Origin of the sequence: Xanthomonas sp. DAR 80977 (assembly GCF_041240605.1) — a bacterium.
GTDB classification, from domain to species: Bacteria; Pseudomonadota; Gammaproteobacteria; order Xanthomonadales; family Xanthomonadaceae; genus Xanthomonas_A; species Xanthomonas_A bundabergensis.
The window spans coordinates 5,356,496-5,376,866 of sequence record NZ_CP162487.1; the positions used below are offsets into that span (position 1 = coordinate 5,356,496).

The window sequence follows — 20,371 nt, forward strand, 5'->3', positions numbered from 1 at the left end:
AAACGCTTGGGAGTGCACCCCCTACTTCTCCTTCCGCCAATTAAGCGACCCACGATTCTCCACCGTGCTCGATTCCACCTCCGCGTCGAAACCGCGGCCGAGCAGGTATTTCAGCGTCAACACCGAGCCGCTGCCGATCAGCGACACGCCGTAACTCACGTAGAGTTTCGGCGAGAGATATTTGCCGAAGCCGACCACCGAGCCGCCGAGGGTGCGCGATTGGCTGACGCCGGCGTCGTCGAAGCCGAGCTTGGCGCCGAGTTGCGAGGCGAGGATGCCGCTGCCCGCGGACAGCGCGCTGGCCGCGGCGGTGACCTGGTCGGCTTCGTCGCTGCTGGCGTTGCTGAGGCTGCGGCCCAGCACCAGGTACGACATCGCTTCGGATTGCGACATCGACGGGTCCGACCACACGTCGGCGCGCGGGGCGGTGGCGCGGCCGGTGACGTCGATGCCGGCGGTGACGTCGCCGACCTTGCGTTGCGCGCGCATGTTGATGCGCGGGTCGGAGACGATGTTGTTGCTCCAGGTCAGCTGGCCGCGGGTGATGGTCAGGTCCTGGCCGTAGGCCTTGTACTGGCCGCTGACGTCCAGGCCGCCGGTGGCGGTCATCTCGCGGCCCTGGCGCGAGCGCACCTGCATGGCGCCGGTCAGCGCGCCCTTCAGGCCGAAGCCGGCCATCTTGACCTGGTCGCCGAGCACCACGCGCAGGTCCATCTCCAGCGGCGAGCTCGGCGCTTCCTCGGGGTCAGCCGGGTCGAGCACCACCACGTCCTCGGACACCGAGGTGCCGCGGTCCAGCCGCTCAAGGTCGATGTCCGCCGACGGCACGGTGACCTGGCCGTTCAACTTCATGGTCTTGTTGGCGATGCCGAACTGCAGGTCGGGGTTGGCCACCGCGCGCAACTCGGCGGTATTGGACACCAGCACGTTGGTGCCGCGGATATTCAACTGCAGCGGCGTGGTGTCGCCGTACCAGGATAGGCCGCCGTCGACGTTGAGCGTGCCTTCACCGGATTTCACCGAGGCGACGATGCGCGCCGAGCCATCCGGCTGCGCGTCGAAGCGGCCCTTGCCTTCGCTCAGGGTCAGGCCCAGCGCCGGCAGTTCGCCGGTGAAGTCGCTGAGCGTGGCGTTGCCGCCCATCGACGGCTGCGAGCGCGTGCCGCGCAGGCTGACGTGGCCTTCGACCAGGCCCTTGGGCCGCACCAGATCGGGCGAGAACAGCTCCATCCAGTACAGCCGCGACATGTTCATGTAGATCTCGCCGGTGAGCGGCGCGTACGCATCCCAGCCGGTGTCCACGGTGGCGTCGATGAAGCCGTCGCCCTTGAAGCCGACGCCGAGCTTGGAGTGGATATGCTGGGCGGTGAAGTCGGTGACGAAACTGAACTGGTCGTAGCGCACCAGTTCGCCGCGCGCGTTGTCGCCCAGGCGCAGGCCGCCTTCCGGCGAGGCCAGGCGCAGCGATCCCTGCCAGGCGTTGCCGGCCGGCTTGAAGCTGCCGTCGAGGGTGAGTTCGCCGCGCAGGTACATCTTGCGGCCGCTGTTGGGCGGCAGCCACGGCTGCACCAGCGACAGCGGCAGCGCGTCGCCGCGCACGGTCAGGCCCTGCTTGGGCCAGTTGGCGGCCAGGCACAGCGCGCCGCCACCGTTCGCGCCAAGGCAGGTGTCGGACAGGGTGAAGGCGCTGCCGGCGATGTCGAAGCTGGCCGGCTGCCGCAACTGCCACGGCTCGCCCTTGGCCGGCGCGACCCGCAGCGTATTCAACCCACCCTGCCAGCGCGCGCCGTCGCGGCGCAATTGCCCGGCGAAGGCGAGCGCGCCCATGTCGTTGTGGGTGTCGGCATCGAGCTGCAGGTTTTCCACCGCGCCGCGTGCATCCACGCGCACTGTCTCGAGCACCACGCCGGCGCTGATCGCGCTGCCGCGCAGCGCCAGTTCGCCGCCACTGCCGCGCCACGGCAGGCGCCCGCGCAGGCTGACGCTGTCGGCGCCGTAGCTGTCCCACTTCAGGCCGTTGCCGGTGAGGTCGGCGGTGAGGTCGGGCGCATCGCGGCGGCCCTTGACCTGCACGCTGCCGCGCAGGCTGCCGGTGGCGCCGGGCAGCAAATCGGCCAATTGCAGCGGCTGCAGTTGCGCCTCGATGTCGAGCTGGTCGCCGACCTTGCCCTGCGCCTGCACGCGGCTGTCGCCCAACGCCAGTTGCAGCTTGCCTTCGCCCTGTTCGCCCTGCAGCGCGAACTTGCCGTTGGCGTCGAGCGGGCGGCTGCGCAGCTTGCCGTTCAAGCGCGGCACGTCGAGGCTGGCCTGGTAGCCGGCGGCGCTGCCGTCGGCATGCGCCGGCAACTGTTTGCCCTTGGAGGCGAACTGGCCGGACAGGTTGCCGTCCCAGCCCGGCGCGAAATAGCCGGGATCGAAGCCGGCCAGTTTGGCATTCACATCCCAACTCAATTCCGGTACCCAGGCCACTTCGCCGCCGAGGTCGAGCGTTCCGCTGGGCATCTTCGCCTGCACCTGCTTGAGCTGCGCGCGCTGGTCGTCGCCGCGCACATCGAGGTGCAGTTCGGCGCTGTCCTTGCCGCGCGATACGGTGGCTTCACCATAGGTGGCCCACTGTTTCAGCGTGCCGGCCAGGCCGAGATTGGCGTCGACCAGCTTGATCGGCACGGCCGGCGCATCCGGTGTGGACGGATCCGGCGCAGTGGCGAAATTCAGGCCGCTGGCATTGACCGAGAAGCGGAACGTGGCGTTGTCCGGATCGCGGAAGTCGGCGGTACCGCGCAGCCGCGCCTGGCCGTCGAAGGCGCGCAGTTGCAGCGGCGCGACGGTGAGCACCTGGTTGTCCAGGCGCACGTTGGACGGGTCCAGCGTCAGCTTCTGCGCGCCGTAGGCGAGGTGGCCCTGCAGCTTGGCGTCGCCGCCCTTGCCCGACGCGCTCAGGTCGAACGCGATCGGCTCGCTGGCGGGGGCCGCGGCGGCGCCGGGCGGCACGAACAGCGACGGGTCCAGCGCCTTGCTGCTCGCCGCGAACTGCCAGGTGGGATCGGTGCGGCCGGTGAACACCAGGGTGGCGCGCAACGGTGCCGGCGCGTTGCCGGCGATCGCCACTTCCATCTTGTCCAGGTTGCCGCGCGCGATCAGGCCCAGCCGCGCCGGCGTGCGTCCGCGCGCAGCCGGCAATACCGCACTCGCGGTGAGATTGGCCTTGTAGTCCTGCGCCGGCACGTAATCGCCATCGACGCGGAAGTCACCGCGGTCACTGGTCACGACCAGGCGCTTCGCGCGAAATTCGCCGTTGGCCACTTCGATGCCGCCACTCAGCGTGTGGATATCGATCATCGGCTGCTGCGCCTGGGTGATGCGCAGTCCGTTGATCAGGATGCGATCGGCCTGCAGCGCCAGCGGCACTTCGATCTGCGGCAGCGACTGCGGCCAGCTCGGCAGCTCGAACGGCTCGTCGCTCTTGGCCAGGTTGAGCGTGGCGTTCTTCAGTTGCAGCGTATCGAGTTGCAGCTTGCGCCCGAGCAGCGGGCGGATGTCCGGATCCAGGTAGGCGCGCTCGGCGGTGAAGTGGATCTGGTCGTAGCGGAAATCCAGGTTGTACAGGATCAGCGGGCCGGCCAGCGGGCCCTCGGCGCGCTCCCAGGTCAGCGAGGATCCGGCCGGCAGCCGCGCCACCACCTGCGCCAGCAGCACGTCGCGCCCGGCCACCGTCTGCAGCAGCCAGTACACCGCCAGCAAGGCCAGCAAACCCAGCCCGGCGATGGTCAGTCCCGAACCCCACCAGAAGCGCTTGCGCCGGTAGAAGCGCGGGCGCCGCGGCGGCGGCGGCGCGGGCGTGGCGGGGCCGGTCGCGCTCACAGGTTGGCTCCGATGTTGAGGTAGAGCTGGAACTGCGAGTCCGGATCGTTCAAGCCGTGCGCGATGTCCACCCGCACCGGTCCCACCGGCGAACGCCAGCGCACGCCGAAACCGACGCCGGTGTGCCAGTCCGGGGTATCGTCGAAGGCGCTGCCGCTGTCGACGAACACCGCGCCGCCCCATGGGCCGCCCTTGAAGTAGTGCTCGTACTCGGCGCTGCCGGTGAGCACGTGCTTGGCGCCGAGCGCGAAGCGGTCCGGCTTGGGGGTGCGCGGGCCGACTTCGCGGAACGCGTAGCCGCGAATGCTGTTGTCGCCGCCGGCGAAGAAGCGCAGGCTCGGCGGCATCGCCACCAGCGCGTTGGTCCAGGTGCTGCCGGCTTCGCCACGCAGGAGCAGGCGGCTGTTGTCGCCCAGTCCCTGGAACCAGCTCAGGCGCATGTGCGCCTGGGTGAAGCTGGCGTCCGAGCCCAGCCCTTCGGCGCCGGCACGCAGGCTGAGGTTGCCGCTGAAGCCCTTGCGCGGGAATACCTTGTCGTCCACGCCCACGTAGTCGGCTTCGATCTGCGGATAGACCAGCGTGGAATACTGGTACAGCGCGTCGTCGAACACCTCGTCGGTGGCGTAGCGCCAGCGCTCGCGCAGCGCATTGAGCGAGGCGATCGCGGTCCAGTGCTCATTGATCTCGCCGCTGCGGCTGCCGGTGAGCTTGAGGTTGCGCAGGTCGATGTAGTCGGTCTGCTCGTCGTAGGCGCGCAGCGAGGCGGTGTACCAGCCGTCGAGCCAGCGGAACGCGGGAACGCGATAGCTGGTGATCAGGCTCTTGCGCTTCTGCGCGTAGTCCAGCTGGGTGCTGAGCTTGTGCCCGCGCGCGTTGACGTAGCGGCGGTCCACGCCCAGGCGCACGCCGGCGCCGCTTTCGCTGCCGTAGCTGATGCCGCTGGTGTAGATGCTGCGCTTGGCGCGGGTCAGGTTCACGTCGACCGGCACGTTGCCGTCGGCGTCGGCCTCCTCGGGCTTGGGCTGGATGTCGACGGCGCTGAAATAGTCGAGCTTGACCAGCGACTCGCGCAGCCGGTCGAGCTTGCCTTCGTGGTAGTAACTGCCTTCGTCCCAGTACACCAGCGGATCGAACAGGGTCTGGTTGAAATAGTCCTGGTGGAAGCGGATCGCGCCCATGTTGTAGCGGCGGCCGCTGTCCCAGCTCAGGTCGATGTCGGCGGCATGGTCGGCGCGGGTCACCTCGACCTTGCGCTGGGTGAAGTCGGCATCGAAGTAGCCGCGCTCGGCCAGGCGCCGGGTGATGGTGACCTTGCTGGTCTCGTAGGTGGTGTGGTCGAAGACCTCGCCGGTCTTGGGACGGAAATTGTGCAGGTCCTGGCCCAGGTAGCTGTCGTCCTCGGCCGGCCCGGTGATGCCGACGTGGAAGTTGCGTACCCGCACCGGCTCGCCCTTGTCCACGTGCAGGGTCACGGTGAGCGTGTCGTCGTTGCGCGGCGCCTCGACGGTGATGGTCGGGGTGTAGTAGCCGAACGGTTCCAGCGCCTGCCGGGTCTGCCGCTCGGCCTGGCTGAGCAGGTACTCCAGGCGCGACTCGCCCTGGACCTTGCCGATGGCCTGGTACAGCGACAGCGAGACCTGGATGTTCTCGATCATCGCCGCATCGTCGTCCTTGTCCAGGCCCTGTATCTGGACTTTTTCGATCGTGCCGCGCGCCTGGACGACGCCGGCCAGCGACAGCAGGGACAGGAGAATGGCGAGGCGGGGGATCGATCGCATGGGCGCCAGAATACCGACACACCGTGTGAAGCTGTTAACTAGACGTTGGCTTGCATCTGCCCGCAAGGTCGCGTATGCGGCCCGCGACGGCGGCGTCGCCACGCCTGCAGCATGGCATCGGCGGCCGCTACTGCCGAACATCCGCGCCCGTGCACGATGCCCTGCCGATGCGCGCTGGAGCGCGGCGGCGAGCGCTGCCGGTGCGGTCCAACCGCGACCGCACCGTTCGCCCCTCTCCTGGCGCGCAGCCATCCTTCGTGGCGGGCGCACCACGCCTGGCCAGCGGAGCCGGGCACTGCGAACGGAGACGTCCGGCGCGCGAAGAAGGACACGCACGGGCGCCAGGCACGGCGGACAGCCTGTGCAACTTGCCAAGCGGCACAGGCCACGCCACGCTGATCGGATCGTCCTCCCTCCACAAGGAAGCGCCGTGTCCACCGTGATCGAAACCCCGCGCTTGCGCCTGCGCCTGCTGGAGCCGGAGCGTGACGCCGCTTCAATGCTGGCGCTGCTCAACGACCCCGGCTTCCTGGCCCATATCGGCGACCGCGGCGTGCGCGACGAAGCCCAGGCGCGCCACTACCTCGCCGATGGCGCGGTGCTGAGCTACGCCCAGCATGGTTTCGGCCTGTATGCGATGGAACGCCGCGACGATGGCGCCTGGCTCGGCGTGGCCGGCCTGGTGCTGCGCCCGACCCTGCCCTGCCCGGATCTGGGCTACGCCCTGTTGCGGCCTTACGAAGGCCATGGCTATGCCAGCGAGGCCGCGCGTGCGGTGCTGGCGTATGCGCAGGACACCCTGGCACTGCCGCGCCTGTGCGCGATCGTATCGCCGGACAACGCGCGCTCGACCCGGCTGCTGGAGGCGCTGGGCTTCGCCGCGCAAGGCCGCACACGGATCGCGGCCGATGCGCACGAGGTGGAACTGTACGTCCGCGACTTGTCTGCCGCGGTCGTGCCGTCGGACGCTTGAGCCGTGGACAGCCTGGAATCGCTGCGGTTGCTCGCCCGTTACAACCAGTGGATGAACGAGCGCCTGTATGCCGCCGCGGCGACGCTGCCGGGGCACGCCGTCGCGCAGGACCGCGGCGCCTTCTTCGGCTCGCTGCTGGGCACGCTCAACCACCTGGTGGTGGCCGACACGATCTGGCTGCAGCGCTTCGCCAAGCATCCGGCGCAGCATCCGGCGCTGGCGGAGATCGCCGCCGCGCCGACGCCCGCCGCGCTGGATGCCGTCCAGGCCGCAACGCTGCCTGCACTGCTGGTACGACGCCAGGCGCTGGACGCGACCATCGCCGCCTGGATGGCGCAGGTGAGCGCGGCGGACCTGGACGTCGCCCTGCATTACCGCAATACCCGCGGCGACGCGTATCGCCGGCGCTTCGGCGATCTGCTGCTGCATTTCTTCAATCACCAGACCCACCACCGCGGCCAGGCCACCACCTTGCTCAGCCAGGCCGGCGCGGAGATGGGAGTGACCGATCTGCTGGCGTTGATTCCGCAGATGGAGATGGAGTGAGGATCGACGGCGCGCGCGCGTAGCCCGCGCCAGCGACAGTGGAGACAACAAGATCCGCGCGCTCGGCGTCGCCGCGCGGTTGGCAGAAACCACTCGCCGCATCGCCGTCGGCGAGTCTGTAAGCCCGGCAATGATGCCGAAGACGCGCAAGCGACCCGCGGCCCTCCCTGCGTAACGACGGCGCTACGGCGTACCGCCCTGCGCCTGCAGCCCGGCGACGATCTCGCGCAGCTCCGCCACCTCGGCCTCCAGCGCCTGCACCCGCGCTTCCAGTTCGTCGTTGCCCGACGCCGCCGGACGCGCCTTGAACGTCGCCGCCAGCGCGTCCGCATCGATCGGCCCGCCGAGCAGATGCATGTAGCGATCCTCGCGCTGGCCGCTGGCGCGCGGCAACTGCACCGCCAACTGGCGTTGCGCCAGACGCTCCAGCTGGTGCCGCACGTCCTCGGCATCGGCGAAGCGCGCCATGCGCTCGGACCGCGCCAGCAACTCGTTCGCCGTCTGCGGGCCGCGCAGCAACAGCAGCCCGATCAGGATCACCTGCTGCTGGGTCAGATCCAAGGCCGCCGCCAGGCGATGCTCGTAGCGCACCGCGCGCGAGGAGAACTGCTGCCGCGCCAGCCCGTGCCCTTCCAACTGGCGCAGCGCATGCTGCACATCGCCCGGACTCAGCGACAGCACCGGCTCGCGCGAGGTCTTCTGGTTGGCCGCCACCACGGTCGCATTGACCGTGAGCGGATACGCATCCGGCGTGGTGGCCTCCTTTTCGATCAGGCAGCCCAGCGCGCGGGCCTCGACGGCGGAGAGAACGGGAGGCGGCGGCGCATCGGTCGTCATCGTGGGATACCAGCGACAGGGGCGGCTAGGATAGCCCGGCATGCGGCATCCGCTCGGATTTCCGCGTCACCTCTCCACGCAGGGAGCGCTTGCGACACCGTCTCGCCGCCAGCGTGCAGCGAACCGCCTCGCAGCTGCAGCGGCCACCGCCGACTCTCGCCCTCTCGGCTGGAGCCATGTCTGGTTCATCGCGCGCGGCCTAGATTCGCCCACGTCGCGCGTCGCCGCAGCCGCACGGAGTGCCCCCCATGTCGTTCACCGGATTGCGAGCAAGCCTCGCCATCGCCGTCCTCGCGCTGTGCCCATGCATGCCGGCCGCCGCAATGCAGCGCCTCTGGCCGACCGAACAGCAATGGCGCCAACTCGGGACCGACAGCGACGCGGCTGTCGCACAGCTGCGCCTGGCCGGCGCGGCGCTGCACGCCACCGCGCGCCCCATCGCCGTGCTGAGCACCGCCGGCCGGCTGAAAGGCGACCCGGTCAAGGCGAGCACCGAAGCGAGCCTGGGCGACATGCGCCAGATCCAGGCACTCGCCGTGGCCTATGCCCTGACCGGCGAGGAGCGTTATGCGACCAAGGCCGGTGATTATCTCGGCCGATGGGCCGCCGTGAACCAGCCTAGCGGCCAACCCATCGACGAGACCGGCCTGGAGCCGGCGATCTTCGCCTACCGCATCGTCAGGAAGGCATTGCCCACCGACACCCGCCATGACGTCGACGACTGGATGCGGCGCATCGCGCGCGCCGAGATCGCGTCGCGCGATCCCAGGCGCAAGACCGCCACCAACAACTGGCACAGCCATCGCCTGAAGAGCGTCGGCCTGATCGGCATCGCGCTGGACGACGACGCCTTGATCGCCTACGCCAGGGACGGATTCAAGCAACAGATCGGCGACAACCTGCGCGCCGACGGCCAGAGCATCGACTTCATCGAGCGCGATGCGCTGTCCTACCATGTCTATGACCTGCGCCCCCTGGTGACGCTTGCCCTGGCCTTCTCCGAGCGCGGCGAAGACCTGTATCGCTGGCAGGCGCGCAACGGCGCCTCGCTCGCGCGCAGCGTGCAATGGCTGCTGCCCTATGTGCGCGGCGACAAGACCCATGCCGAATTCGTCGGCAGCGACGTCGCCTTCGACAAGGCCCGCTCGCGCAACGGCGAAGCCGGCCACGTGGTCGGCAGCGCCTACGCCCCGCGCGACGCATTGCCGTTGCTGGCGTTGACCGCCGCCTACGATCCCGACAGCGCCCGCCTGGCGACGCAGCTCGCCGGCAGCACGGCGGACCTGCGCCTGGCCTTGAGCCTGCTGCCGATGCCGCCGCCGTCGAGCGCCAAGTAGAGCCGCTGGCCGATCGCGCCGCCATCGAAGGACTTGCCTTCGCCGGCCACAGCCGATGGCCGTTGTGCCTTTCCGGGCTTGGCGCCTGGCCCGGCGCCGCGCTGCCGTCTGCCCGCCCGGCGCGGCCGCGGCCGCAACCCGCTAAAATCGGCCGATTCCCCGCCTAGGTCCCCGCGCCCGATGACCCCGATCGCCCGCATCGCACTGGCCTGCGCCGTGCTCGCCCTGTCCGCCTGCAAGCCGCAGGCGCCGGCCACCGAGGCCGCGGTGCCGCCCGCCGCCAAGACCGCCGACGCCGCGGTGCCCGGCGACGACAACCTCAACGCGGTGCTGTGGATGCAGCGCTCGGCCGAATACCAGGCCGTGGCCGAGCAGACCTACCGCGCCGCCGCCGACCGCCTGGATGCGGCGCTGAAGGAGCCGAACTGGGACGCGCTGGTGCCGGAGGAGCGCGGCAATGCCGCCACCGGGCTGAAGCCGGCGGTGGTGATGGACGTGGACGAGACGGTGCTGGACAACTCGCCGTACCAGGCGCGGCTGATCCGCAACGGCAAGGAGTACGACGAGCTCAGCTGGGACCAGTGGGTGGCCGAGAAGAAGGCCAAGCCGATCCCCGGCGTGGTCGATTTCGCCAAGGCGGCCACCGCCAAGGGCGTCACCGTGCTGTACGTGTCCAACCGCGCGGTGCACCTGACCGACGCGACCCTGGCCAACCTGCGCAGCGCCGGCCTGCCGGTGGCCGACAACAGCGTGCTGCTGGGCCTGGGCACGGTGGTCAAGGACTGCGAGCAGAACGGCTCGGAGAAGAACTGCCGGCGCAAGCTGGTCGGCCAGCAGTACCGGGTGCTGATGCAGTTCGGCGACCAGCTCGGCGATTTCGTGCAGGTCGTGGCCAACACCCCGGACGGCCGCGCGCAGCTGCTGCAGCAGTACCACGACTGGTTCGGCGAGCGCTGGTGGATGCTGCCCAACCCCAGCTACGGGTCCTGGGAACCGGCGCTGTTCAACAACGACTTCGCGCAGCCGCGCGCCGCGCGCCACCAGGCCAAGCGCGACGCGCTGGAGCTGGCGCAGTGAGCCGCGCGCCGCTGCCGCTGCAGGCGCGCGAACGGCTGATCTTCGCCCTGGACGTGCCCGACCGCGCCGAGGCGCTGGCGTGGATCGAGCGGCTCGACGACGCGGTGGCGTTCTACAAGATCGGCATGGAACTGCTGGCCTCCGGCGAGTACTTCGACGTGCTGGAGACGCTGGCCGCACGCGGCAAGCGCGTGTTCGTGGACCTGAAGTTCTTCGACATCCCGGCCACCGTCGGCGGGGTGATCCGGCGCCTGTCGCAGTGGCCGGTGGACTACTGCACGATCCACGGCTGGCACCCGGCGATGATGCAGGCCGCGGCCGCCGCCAACGGCGGCGACATGCGCCTGCTGGCGGTGACCGTGCTGACCTCGATGGGCCGCGCCGACCTGGCGTCGATGGGCATCGACCGCGACCCGCAGGACGTCGTGGTGGAGCGTGCCCTGGCCGCGCAGGCCGCGGGCATCGACGGGGTCATCGCCTCCGGCCAGGAAGCGGCGCCGATCCGCCGCGCCACCGGCGCCGGCTTCTCGATCGTGTGCCCGGGCATCCGCCCCGGCGGCCCGGTCGGCGACGACCAGCAGCGCACCGTGGGCGTGGCCCAGGCCTTCGCCGACGGCGCCGATGCGATCGTGGTCGGCCGCCCGATCCGCCAGGCCGCCGACCCGCGCGCCGCCGCCGAGGCGATCCAGCGCGAGATCGCCGACACCCTGGCGGCGATGACGTCGCGCTGAACCAGCTCAAAAATATCAATGACTTAGACTAGAAAACTTAAATCATTGCATTAGCTTGCCGGTGCCGGTAGCATGCGCAGCGTCCGGCCTTGCCGGAGATGCGCCACAAACCGTTCTCCGGCTTCGGTCGGATTTTGAAGAGGCCCGCGCCTTGGTGCGCGAGGCCTCTTTTTTTATGCCCGGCGCACGCCCGGGCCGCCCGCTCACAGCGGCGCGGCCGCGCAATAGCGGTCGATGAAGGCCTGGTGCGGCGGCATCGCGTCCACGCAATGGCCGATGGTCTGCTCGATGCTGGCGACGAAGCGTTCGATGTCCGCGGCCGGCACCTGGTCCACCAGCGGGTGGTAGGCGCGCGGCAGGATGCCCTGCCCGACCATCACCTGCACCCAGCTGATCTCGGCGAACATCTCCTCGCCGTTGCGGTAGAAGCGGCCGCTGTCGCGGAACAGGTCCAGCGTCGCCTGCAGCTCCGGGGTGATCGCCATGCTGCGGCACTGCCGCCAGAAGTCGCTGTCGTCGCGCTCGGTGGCGGTGTAGTGCAGCACCAGGAAATCGCGGATGCGATCGAACTCGAAGGCGATGCGGTCGTTGTAGCGCTGCACCAGCACCGGGCTGATGCCCTCGCGCGGGAACAGCTCCAGCAGCTTGGAGATGCCGGACTGGATCAGGTGGATGCTGGTCGATTCCAGCGGCTCCATGAAGCCGCTGGCCAGGCCCAGCGCGACCACGTTGCGGTTCCACACCTGCTTGCGGCGCCCGGTGAGGAAGCGCAGCGGACGCGGATCGGCCAGCGCCGGGCCGTCCAGGTTGGCCAGCAGCGTGGCTGCGGCCTCGTCGTCGCTGAGATGCGCGCTGGAATACACGTAGCCGTTGCCGGTGCGGTGCTGCAGCGGGATGCGCCATTGCCAGCCGGCCGCGCGCGCGGTGGCGCGGGTGTACGGCGTCGGCGGCCCGACCTTGGCGCAGGGCACCGCCAGCGCGCGGTCGCACGGCAGCCAGTGGCTGAAATCGTGGTAGCCGGTGTGCAGCGCCTGCTCGATCAGCAGGCCGCGGAAGCCGGAGCAGTCGATGAACAGGTCGCCGCCGATCACCTCGCCCGAGGCCAAGCGCACCGAGACCACGTCGCCCGATTCCGGATGCAGCTGCACCTCCTCGACGATGCCTTCGCGCCGGGTCACCCCGCGCTGCTCGGAGAAACGGCGCAGGAACGCCGCGTACAGCGAGGCGTCGAAATGGTAGGCGTAGGCGATGTTGGACAGCGGCGAGTTGGGCGGCGCATCGCTGGCCGAGGTCATGAACTTGCCGCGCTTGGCGGCGACGGTGTTGAGCGTGTAGGCGCCCAGCGGCTTGGCCTTGCCGGCCAGCGCCTGCTTGATCCAGTACTGCTGGAACGGCAGCAGCCCGAGCGGATGCCCGATCTCGGTGCCGAAGCCGTGGATGTAGGACGTGCCCGGCCGGTGCCAGTCGACGAACTCGATGCCGAGCTTGAAGCTGCCCTGGGTCTGGCGCACGAACTCGGCCTCGTTGATGCCGAGCAGGTTGTTGAAGGCCTTGATGTGCGGCACGGTGGCCTCGCCGACGCCGACGATGCCGATCTGTTCGGATTCGATCAGGGTGATGCGGTAGTCCGGGCCCAGCACGCGCGCCAGCGCGGCGGCGGCCATCCAGCCGGCGGTGCCGCCGCCGACGATGACCAGGTTGCGGAGAGGGGCGGCGATCATGCGTGCGCGGTCCTGTGCGGAAAGAAGGAAGTATCCGATACGCGAACGGGGCCAAGCGGCCCCGTCCGGAAAAACCCCACGCGCGCCGGTCGGGCACGCGCGTGGGCCGTTGCGGTGGATCAGAACTTGGCGCCGATCTCGAAGGTCACGGTGCGCGGCACGTAGTTGATGTCGCCGGTATCGTTGATGGTGATGTCCGGCTCGAAACGCCCGTTGCTGCCGAAGCCGTTGTACGCATACGACGAGTAGTTCTTGAAGTTGAAGGCGTTGAGCAGGTTCACCCGCGCCGACAGCTTGAAGTCGTTGTACACGGCGAACTCCTTGGTGGCCTGGAAGTCCACCGTGCGGTAGCCCCAGATCTTGCCGCCGACCAGGAACTTGCCGCTGCCCGGCGGAAGCGCCGCCACCTGCTGGCAGGTCGCGCCATCGGCGTCGGTATGGCCGAAGCAGGCGATGGTGTTGATCGGCTCGGGCGTGGCCAGCACCACCTTGGCGCCGAAGGTGACGCCCCACGGCCCGTCGATCGAACCGGAGGCGACGAAGCGGTGCGCGGCCACGGCATCGGACTTCACGAACGGATAGTCGTGGATCGTCGCCTTGTCGAACGCGTACGGCTCGTCGATGTTGCGGTTCTGGCGCGCGCTGGTGTGGGTGTAGGACAGGGTCAGGCCCCAGCCGGATTCCTTGGTGTACGGCTTCTCGGCCGACAGCAGCACCTGGCTGCTGCGCTGCTCCAGGCCGTTGCTGCCGATGATGGTGTTCTGGTAGCCGGGCACCGGCTCGCCCCACGGCGCGCTGCCGTTCTGGAAGTAGGAACCGTCCGGATAGCGGTTGATCAGCGACATGGCGAAGCCGTCGTAGCTGAGGATGCGCTGGAAGGTCACGTCGGTGAGCCAGTCGCCGACCTGGTTGCTGATGCCGATGCTGTACTGGTCGCTGTACGGGGTCTTGAGCTTGTTGTTGAACATGAACAGCTCGGCGCTGCCGCTGACGCCCGGAATGGTGTTCAGCTGGTCCACGCCGTTGAGGTAGCGCGGATCCCACGCGGTGCAGACGCGGTCGGCGCGGTAGCACTGGCCGGTGGCCGGGTTCTGGAAGTACACCGCGACCGGCGACAGCGCCGCCTTGCTGGTTTCCAGCGCCAACTGCTCGAACAGGTTGCGGTCGTAGGAACGGCCGGCGCCGCCGTGCAGCACCGAGCTCTCGTCGCCGAAGAAGTCGTAGGAGAAGCCCAGGCGCGGCGCCCAGGCGTCCTTGAAGTTCTTGCGGTTGTTGCCGGTGCTGATGTAGTCGGCCACGTTGATGCCGCTGGGCAGCAGGCGGTCGGCCCACGGATGGCCCGGGTTCTCCGGATCGTCGGCATACAGCGCGGCGACGAAGTCGGGCGAGGTGACGAAGTCGGTGTAGGCCGGGCTCTTCTCGTAGTCCCAGCGCACGCCGACGTTGATCATCAGCTTGTCGGTCGCGGCCCAGTCGTCCTGCAGATAGATGCCGTACTGCTTGGACGGCGACACCACCGTGGCCTTCTGGCCCGGCGTGGTGTACGGGGCGATGAAGTCCACGCGGTACGGCGTGGCGGCGACGCCGTTGGCGTCCACCGAGTAGCTGAACTGCGGGTTCAGCGCCGCCGCGTCCTGCGAGGTCAGCTTGATGTCCTTGTAGCTCACGCCCATCTTGATGGTGTGCTCGCCGTGCCACTCGAAGCTGGTGAAGGTCAGGTCGTTCTGCAGGAACCAGCCCTTCTGGCTCTTGCGCTGCACGTTGAGGCCGCCGGCCGAGCCGGTCTCCAGGAAGCTGTACTCGTCCACGTCGGTGGAGCCGGCGCGCGGAGCGAGATACTTGTAGAGGATGCCGTTGCCGAGGCTCTTGGGCGTCGGGTTGTTCTCCGAGTTCTCGGTGCCGACGATCAACTCGTTGAACCAGTTGTCGGCGCTGTGCTGCCAGCGCAGGTTGGCGCGCTTGTCCTTGTTGATCTTGTTGGTGCCGTGCTCGGGGGTGCTGGTGCCGCCGACGTTGCCGGTCTGGGTCTCGTCGCGGTACTGCCCGCTCAACTCGATGCGGTCGCGGTCGGTCGGCTCGAAATCGATCTTGCCGAAGTACAGGTCTTCGGTGAACGGCATGTTCGCCGCGCCGATCTGGCTGGCCAGGTTGGCGGGCAGGAAGCCGACGTACGGCTGCGCATTCGCCTCGGCCTGCACGCTCTTGGGCACCACGTTCTCCTTGCCTTCGTAGGCGACGAAGAAGTGCATGCGGTCCTGGATGATCGGGCCGCCCAGGGAGAAGCCGTATTCCTTGGTCTGTGAATCGATCTTGCCGTTCGCTTCCTCGTCCGGGCGCTTGTCGCGCAGGTCCTGGTCGGTGTAGCGGTAGAACGCCTCGCCGTGGAATTCGTTGGTGCCGGACTTGGTCGCCGCGGTGATCGCCGCGCCGCTGATCTGGCCGTACTCGGCCTTGTAGTTGGAGGTGATGACTTTGTATTCGCCGATCGCCAGCTGCGGGAACGGATTGCCCTGGGTGTCGCTCTGGCCGGCGATGCCGCCGCCCTTGACGTAGCTCTTCTGGCCGACGCCGTCGATGTACAGGTTGCCGGCGCTGGCGTTGGAAGCGCCGCCGCGCAGCTTGGTATTCCCGTTGCCGTCGATCTGGAACACCATGCCCGGCACGGTGTCGGCGAACTCGAGGAAGTTGCGCGTGGCCTGCGGCAGCTGCTGGATCTGGTGCAGCGAAACGATGTTGCCGACCTCGGAGGTCTTGACGTCCTTGAGCATCGGCGCGGTCACGGTGACCGTGTCCAGCGTGGTCGCGGCGCCGCCCGGCGCGGCGGTGGTGCCGGCGTCGAGGTCGACGGTGGACGAGGAGGCGACCTGCAGCGTCACGTTGCGCTTGACGCCGTTGGCTTCGACCGTATACGTGCCCGGCGGCAGGCCGACGATGGTGTAGTTGCCGTTGGCGGCGACCTGCGCGCGCCGCACCGAACCGGTGGCGGTGTTGGTGACGACGACTTCGGTCCCGGCCTGGGCCTGCGCGACCTGGCCGCGCAGGATCGCGGTGCTGGTCTGCGCCATCGCCGGCATCGCCGCGAACAGGCTGGTCGCCAGGGCGCAGCACAGCAGGCTGCGTGCGGGCATATTGGAAGCGGAACGCGTTCTCTTCATGACAGAAACCCCTCCCAGGGCAGTAAACGGGATCATTCGTTGTTTCTTCTAGTTGGATGCAGACGGTGTTGGCGGAGCGCGTCGGGCGGTGTCAGTCCATGGCGGTTCCTCGCTGGGCACTGGACGCACGGACGATCAATTGCGGGGCGATATCGGTGGAAAGCGGCGCATCCGCGCCCGCGGCCTGCGGCTCCAGCGCGGCGAGCAGCAGCCGCATCGCGCGCGCGCCGAAGCCGGCGATGTCCACGCGCATCGTGGTCAGCGCCGGGTGCACGTAGCGCGCCATCGGCACGTCGTCGAAGCCGGCCAGGGCGATGTCGTCGGGCACGCGCAGGCCGGCGTGGGTGAAGGCGAACAGGCAACCCAGCGCCATCATGTCGTTGGCCGCGAACACCACGTCCGGGCGCTGGCCCTGCTGCAACAGCGCCTGCCCGGCGCGGTAGCCGGAGGCTTCGTCGAAGTCGCCGGGCAGCACCCGCGGCGGCACCTGCGGGCAGCGCTCGCGCAGTTCGTCGCGGTAGCCGCGCAGGCGTTCGCGCGCATCGAAGTTGTCGTCCGGCCCGGCGATGAAGGCGATGCGGCGGTGGCCGCTGTCGAGCAGGTGGCGGGTCATCGCGCGCGCGCCGCCGTAGTTGTCCACGTTGAGCACCTGCGCGTCGACGATGCGCTCGGCGCAGTTCATCAGCACCGCCGGCAGCGCGCCGGGCAGCATGTCGGCGGCCTCCTCGGCGCCGGTGCCCAGGTAGGGCGACATCAGCAGCAGCCCGTCCACGCGCCCGGGCATGCGCCGCACCGCCAGCCGCTGCTCCTCCGGCTCGCCGTGGTAGCTGGACACCAGCAGGTGCAGGCCGCGCTCGCGCGCGACCGTGTCGATGCCGCGGATCAGCTCGGAGAAGAACTCGCCGTGCAGGTCGGGCAGGACCACGCCGATGGTGTGGGTGCGGCGGCTGCTGAGGCTGCGCGCGGCATGGTGCGGCACGTAGTGCAGGGTGCGCGCGGCTTCCAGCACGCGCGCGCGCACCGGCTCGGCCACGTGCTGGTGGCCGTTCATGGTGCGCGACACCGTCGCCACCGAGACGTTGGCCAGGCGCGCCACGTCCTTGATGGTGATGCTGGCGCGCTGTTCCGGCGCTTGCGCGATCCGCGGATTCACCAGCGTGCCTCCAGGGTCCGGAACGGCTTGCGCAGCACCACCCCGGTGGCGTCGTAGGCGTCGATGCGACGCCCGTCCACGCGCACCTGCGTCGGCCGCGTGCGCGAGGGCCACACCACCCGCACCGCGGCGTCCGCGCGCAGGCCGGCACCGAGCTCGACCCGCAACACCTCGCCGCGCTGGCGCGCGCGCATGCTCAGCTGACCGTAGGCGGTGGGCAGGCGCTGCACCGCCAGGCCCTCGCCGTCGACCCAGGCCGGCGGCGTGCCCGGCAGCAGCACCAGTGCGTCGTCGCCCTCGTGCATCAGCATGCCGAACACGGTGCGCGCGTACTCGGCGCCGATCCAGGTATGCGGCATGTCGCCGAGGTAGCGGGGGAAGCGCGGCCGCGAATGCACCACTTCGGCCAGCACCTGCCATTCGAACGGGCGGCGGTCGCGCAGCATGTCCTGCAGCAGCTCGTCGGCGACCTGCGGCTGGTCCAGGTGCACGTAGGTCAGCACGTTGCGCATCTCGTACGGCGAATACGCCCACAGCGCATTGGGCTGCTTGCGCTTGCGCACGTCGTCCAGGTAGCGCGCGAAGGTGGTGCGCAGCGCCTGCTCCGGCAGCAGGTCCTGCTGCCCGGTGGGATCCAGCGCGATCGACACGCTGCTCGGATCGCCGTCGCCCAGGTCGGCCGCGGCGGGGATGAAGTCGGCGCCCTTCCAGGCCATGGTGGCGCGGATCGAGGCGGCCAGCGAGGTGCGCAGCGCGGCGTACTGTTCGCGCGCCCAGGCCGCGGTCGCCTTGTCGCCCAGCGACTCGGCCAGCCACGCGCCGTCGTGCCAGCCCTTCAGCGCCCAGTAGTCGTCCCAGTAGCTGTGGGTGGGGCTGGAATAGCCTTCGTGGCTGATCGACGGGGCCAGGATGCCGCGGAAGCGTTCCGGCGCCGGCTGCTCGCCCATGTAGCCGGGCACCAGGGTGCGCTCGCGCAGTTCCTGCATGAACTGCATCGCCAGCTTCACCTTCGGCAGGTAGGCGCGCACGCTGTCCGGGCCGCCATCCAGGCGCGCCACGTCGGCGACCAAGGTGATGTATTCGCCCTGGCTGTCGTATTCCAGGTCCGAGCCGAAGCCGTCGTTGACGCTGCCGTCGTCGTTGAGGATCGGCGACACCAGCCCGTTCGGATGCACCGCGTGGTCGCTGTACCACTGCAGGTAGTCGCGCGCGACCTTGGCCTGGCCCATGCGCAGCAGGATCGCCGAGGTGGCCATGCCGTCGCGGATGAAGGAGCGGTTGTAGTTGCGCGGCCCGGGCTGCATCGCCGGGCCGGTCTGGTTGATCAGCATGTACGCGGCCTGCGCGCGCAGCATGTCCACCAGGCTGGCGTCGGGCAGGCTCAGGCCGACGTTGCCCAGCCGCCGTTGCCAGTCGGCGGACACGCGCTCGGCCAGCGCGTCGAAGCCGCGGCCGGGATCGCGCGCCTCGGCGCCGAGCAGCGCGGCGCGGTCCAGCGCCGGTGCTGGCGGCAGCCGGCCCTGCGCGTCGGCGCTGGCGGTGCCGAGCGGGAACGCCAGCACCACGTCCTGCTGCGCGCCCGGCGCCAGCGTCACCGCGTAGTTCAGCATCGCCGCGGCCAAGCCGTCGGCGTCGTGCGCTGCGCGCTGCGCCGGCAAGGTACCGGCGGCGACGTGGCGGGTGATTTCGGTTTCGCCGTGCGCGCCGAACGCCTCGGCACCGGCGCCGCTGGGCGCGCTCAGCGATTCCAGCAGCACGCGGCCGTTGACCCGCACCGCGGCGTCCTCGACGGCCACGTCGTGGATCGGCGACAGGCCGCCGTTCTGCCACGGCGGATTCATCTGCATCGGCCGCACCAGCAGCGACAGCGTGCCGCTGACCGGGGTACCGCCGGTGTTGCGCAGGCGGTGGCGCAACAGCGTCACCGGCTGGCCGCCGTGCTCGACGGTGAAAGTCTCGCTGCGCAGTTCCAGCCCCGGCTGCGGCGACCAACTCAGCGACGGCATCGGCTTCCAGCCATCGCGCAGCGCATGCGTCAGCGTGTGGCCGTCGGCGCCGGCCGCAGTGCCGGACGCGTCGCGCCACAGCGGCTGCACCAGCGGCGCGCCCTTCCACGCCTCCAGGTTGCCGTACTCGTCGAAGATCGATTTCTGCCGGCCGGCATGGATGCCGACCGCGGTCCAGTAGGTCTGCTGCATATGCAGCGAGGCCGGGAACAGCGCGGCCTGGCCGCGCTGCGCGGCGACCTGGTAGCGCTTCATCGGCGTCATCACCGCCTTCGGCCCGAGCAGGCGCAGGCGGCGCAGCGCCGGTGCGCTCGCGCCGGGCGCGGCGTCCACGCGCAGCCGCAGCGCGCGCGCCTGCACCGGCGCGGTGCCGGCCAGGTAGGCGCTGTCGCTCTGCCCGGCCTGCGGATCCTCGGCCAGCGTGCTCCAGCGGCCCGCGGCGTCCTGCGCCTGCAGCCGCGTCGCGCCGTGCGCGCCGGCGAATTCGACGATCAGTCCGGCGCTGGCGAAAGCGCGCGGGAAGGCGATGTCCAGCTGCCGCGCCTGCGCACCCTTGCCGGGCAGGGCCAGCGCCGCATTGCCTTGCCACAGCGCCGCCGCCGCATCCGCCGGCACGCCGCGCAGCCGCGCGCTGTCCGCTTCGCCCAGCGGCTCCATCTCGTAGATCGACACGCCCCAGTCGGCGGTGCGCTCGGGGCTGGCCAGGCGCAGGTAGCGCGCGCGACGCGGCGCGAAGAACAGCGTCTCGGTGCCGCCCAGCGAATCGGCCATGGTGTAGACCGTGTCCCAGCGCTGGCCGTCGTCGGAGACCTGCAGCAGGAAGCCTTCCGGATTGGCGCTGTCCCATTGCAGGCGCACGCCGCCGATCCGCGCCGCGCGGCCCAGGTCGACCTGGAACCAGTGGCCGGGACTGAACGCGCCGCCGGTGCGGGTACTGGCATCGCCGTCGATCAGGTAGGCGATGGCCTGCGCCTTGACCTGGCTGGAGGAACTGGAGGCGCGCCATGCCTCGCGCGGCGGCAGGCGGCCGTCCTGCGCCTGCGCCGGCAGGGTCATGGCCAGGCCACACAACATGCCGGCCAGCGCCAAGCCGTAGCGGAAAATGCCACCGTGACGCAGTGCTCGGAAGATTTCAGACATGTGCCGCACTGGGACCCCCGTCCAGTACCACCTCACGCTGAGGTGGGCGGACGGTA

General features: G+C 69.8%; 12 protein-coding genes. 5 read left to right on the forward strand and 7 right to left on the reverse strand.

Translation table 11 applies throughout. The features are described 5' to 3' along the window. Positions 1-21 precede the first annotated feature (21 nt). Both AB3X10_RS22770 and AB3X10_RS22775 read right to left on the reverse strand, forming a co-directional pair. The gene (locus AB3X10_RS22770) at positions 22-3,861 is read right to left on the reverse strand and encodes a translocation/assembly module TamB domain-containing protein (protein ID WP_369977791.1); all 3,840 of its coding nucleotides are present in this window, start codon (positions 3,859-3,861) and stop codon (positions 22-24) included. After that, a complete protein-coding gene (locus AB3X10_RS22775; protein ID WP_369977793.1) occupies positions 3,858-5,639 on the reverse strand; it encodes an autotransporter assembly complex protein TamA in 1,782 nt (593 codons plus the stop codon). Before AB3X10_RS22775 ends, AB3X10_RS22770 begins: the two co-directional genes overlap by 4 nt. Positions 5,640-6,069: 430 nt before the next feature. Between AB3X10_RS22775 and AB3X10_RS22780 the strand changes: the two genes are divergently transcribed. Both AB3X10_RS22780 and AB3X10_RS22785 read left to right on the forward strand, forming a co-directional pair. Further along, on the forward strand, positions 6,070-6,612 hold the full coding sequence (locus AB3X10_RS22780; RefSeq protein ID WP_369977795.1) for a GNAT family N-acetyltransferase: 543 nt from the start codon (positions 6,070-6,072) through the stop codon (positions 6,610-6,612). Positions 6,613-6,615: 3 nt separating this feature from the next. Further along, positions 6,616-7,158 carry a DinB family protein gene (locus tag AB3X10_RS22785; protein WP_369977797.1) on the forward strand — a complete coding sequence of 181 codons (543 nt, stop codon included), beginning with the start codon at positions 6,616-6,618 and terminating at the stop codon, positions 7,156-7,158. Positions 7,159-7,341: 183 nt separating this feature from the next. Here AB3X10_RS22785 and AB3X10_RS22790 read toward each other — a convergent pair whose 3' ends face one another. Next, positions 7,342-7,995: a YceH family protein gene (locus AB3X10_RS22790; protein ID WP_369977799.1), complete on the reverse strand. Its 654-nt coding sequence runs from the start codon at positions 7,993-7,995 to the stop codon at positions 7,342-7,344. A gap of 323 nt (positions 7,996-8,318) precedes the next feature. Between AB3X10_RS22790 and AB3X10_RS22795 the strand changes: the two genes are divergently transcribed. From AB3X10_RS22795 to pyrF, 3 genes are all read left to right on the forward strand, one after another. Continuing rightward, on the forward strand, positions 8,319-9,332 hold the full coding sequence (locus tag AB3X10_RS22795) for an alginate lyase family protein (RefSeq protein WP_369977801.1): 1,014 nt from the start codon (positions 8,319-8,321) through the stop codon (positions 9,330-9,332). A 180-nt stretch (positions 9,333-9,512) separates the two neighbouring features. Continuing rightward, positions 9,513-10,409, forward strand: coding sequence for a 5'-nucleotidase, lipoprotein e(P4) family (locus tag AB3X10_RS22800; RefSeq protein WP_369977803.1), 897 nt, complete (start codon positions 9,513-9,515; stop codon positions 10,407-10,409). Then, the gene (gene pyrF, locus AB3X10_RS22805) at positions 10,406-11,140 is read left to right on the forward strand and encodes an orotidine-5'-phosphate decarboxylase (RefSeq protein ID WP_369977805.1); all 735 of its coding nucleotides are present in this window, start codon (positions 10,406-10,408) and stop codon (positions 11,138-11,140) included. The genes AB3X10_RS22800 and pyrF overlap by 4 nt, the downstream gene beginning before the upstream one ends. Before the next feature lie 203 nt (positions 11,141-11,343). Here pyrF and AB3X10_RS22810 read toward each other — a convergent pair whose 3' ends face one another. From AB3X10_RS22810 to AB3X10_RS22825, 4 genes are all read right to left on the reverse strand, one after another. Further along, entirely contained in the window at positions 11,344-12,861 is a 1,518-nt protein-coding gene (locus AB3X10_RS22810; RefSeq protein ID WP_369977807.1) for a tryptophan halogenase family protein, read from the reverse strand. A 119-nt stretch (positions 12,862-12,980) separates the two neighbouring features. Beyond that, positions 12,981-16,016: a TonB-dependent receptor domain-containing protein gene (locus tag AB3X10_RS22815; protein ID WP_369977809.1), complete on the reverse strand. Its 3,036-nt coding sequence runs from the start codon at positions 16,014-16,016 to the stop codon at positions 12,981-12,983. A gap of 91 nt (positions 16,017-16,107) precedes the next feature. Next, positions 16,108-17,169: a LacI family DNA-binding transcriptional regulator gene (locus tag AB3X10_RS22820; protein ID WP_369977810.1), complete on the reverse strand. Its 1,062-nt coding sequence runs from the start codon at positions 17,167-17,169 to the stop codon at positions 16,108-16,110. Further along, on the reverse strand, positions 17,166-20,249 hold the full coding sequence (locus AB3X10_RS22825) for a discoidin domain-containing protein (protein ID WP_369981970.1): 3,084 nt from the start codon (positions 20,247-20,249) through the stop codon (positions 17,166-17,168). The genes AB3X10_RS22820 and AB3X10_RS22825 overlap by 4 nt, the downstream gene beginning before the upstream one ends. Between the last annotated feature and the right edge of the window lie 122 nt (positions 20,250-20,371).

Excerpts from the sequence above, each read along its gene's own strand:
- AB3X10_RS22815 (WP_369977809.1), bottom strand. The coding sequence starts at position 16,016 with ATGAAGAGAACGCGTTCCGCTTCCAATATGCCCGCACGCAGCCTGCTG.
- AB3X10_RS22790 (WP_369977799.1), bottom strand. The coding sequence starts at position 7,995 with ATGACGACCGATGCGCCGCCGCCTCCCGTTCTCTCCGCCGTCGAGGCC.
- AB3X10_RS22795 (WP_369977801.1), top strand. The coding sequence starts at position 8,319 with ATGCAGCGCCTCTGGCCGACCGAACAGCAATGGCGCCAACTCGGGACC.
- AB3X10_RS22810 (WP_369977807.1), bottom strand. The coding sequence starts at position 12,861 with ATGATCGCCGCCCCTCTCCGCAACCTGGTCATCGTCGGCGGCGGCACC.
- AB3X10_RS22825 (WP_369981970.1), bottom strand. The coding sequence starts at position 20,249 with ATGTTGTGTGGCCTGGCCATGACCCTGCCGGCGCAGGCGCAGGACGGC.
- AB3X10_RS22800 (WP_369977803.1), top strand. The coding sequence starts at position 9,513 with ATGACCCCGATCGCCCGCATCGCACTGGCCTGCGCCGTGCTCGCCCTG.
- AB3X10_RS22775 (WP_369977793.1), bottom strand. The coding sequence starts at position 5,639 with ATGCGATCGATCCCCCGCCTCGCCATTCTCCTGTCCCTGCTGTCGCTG.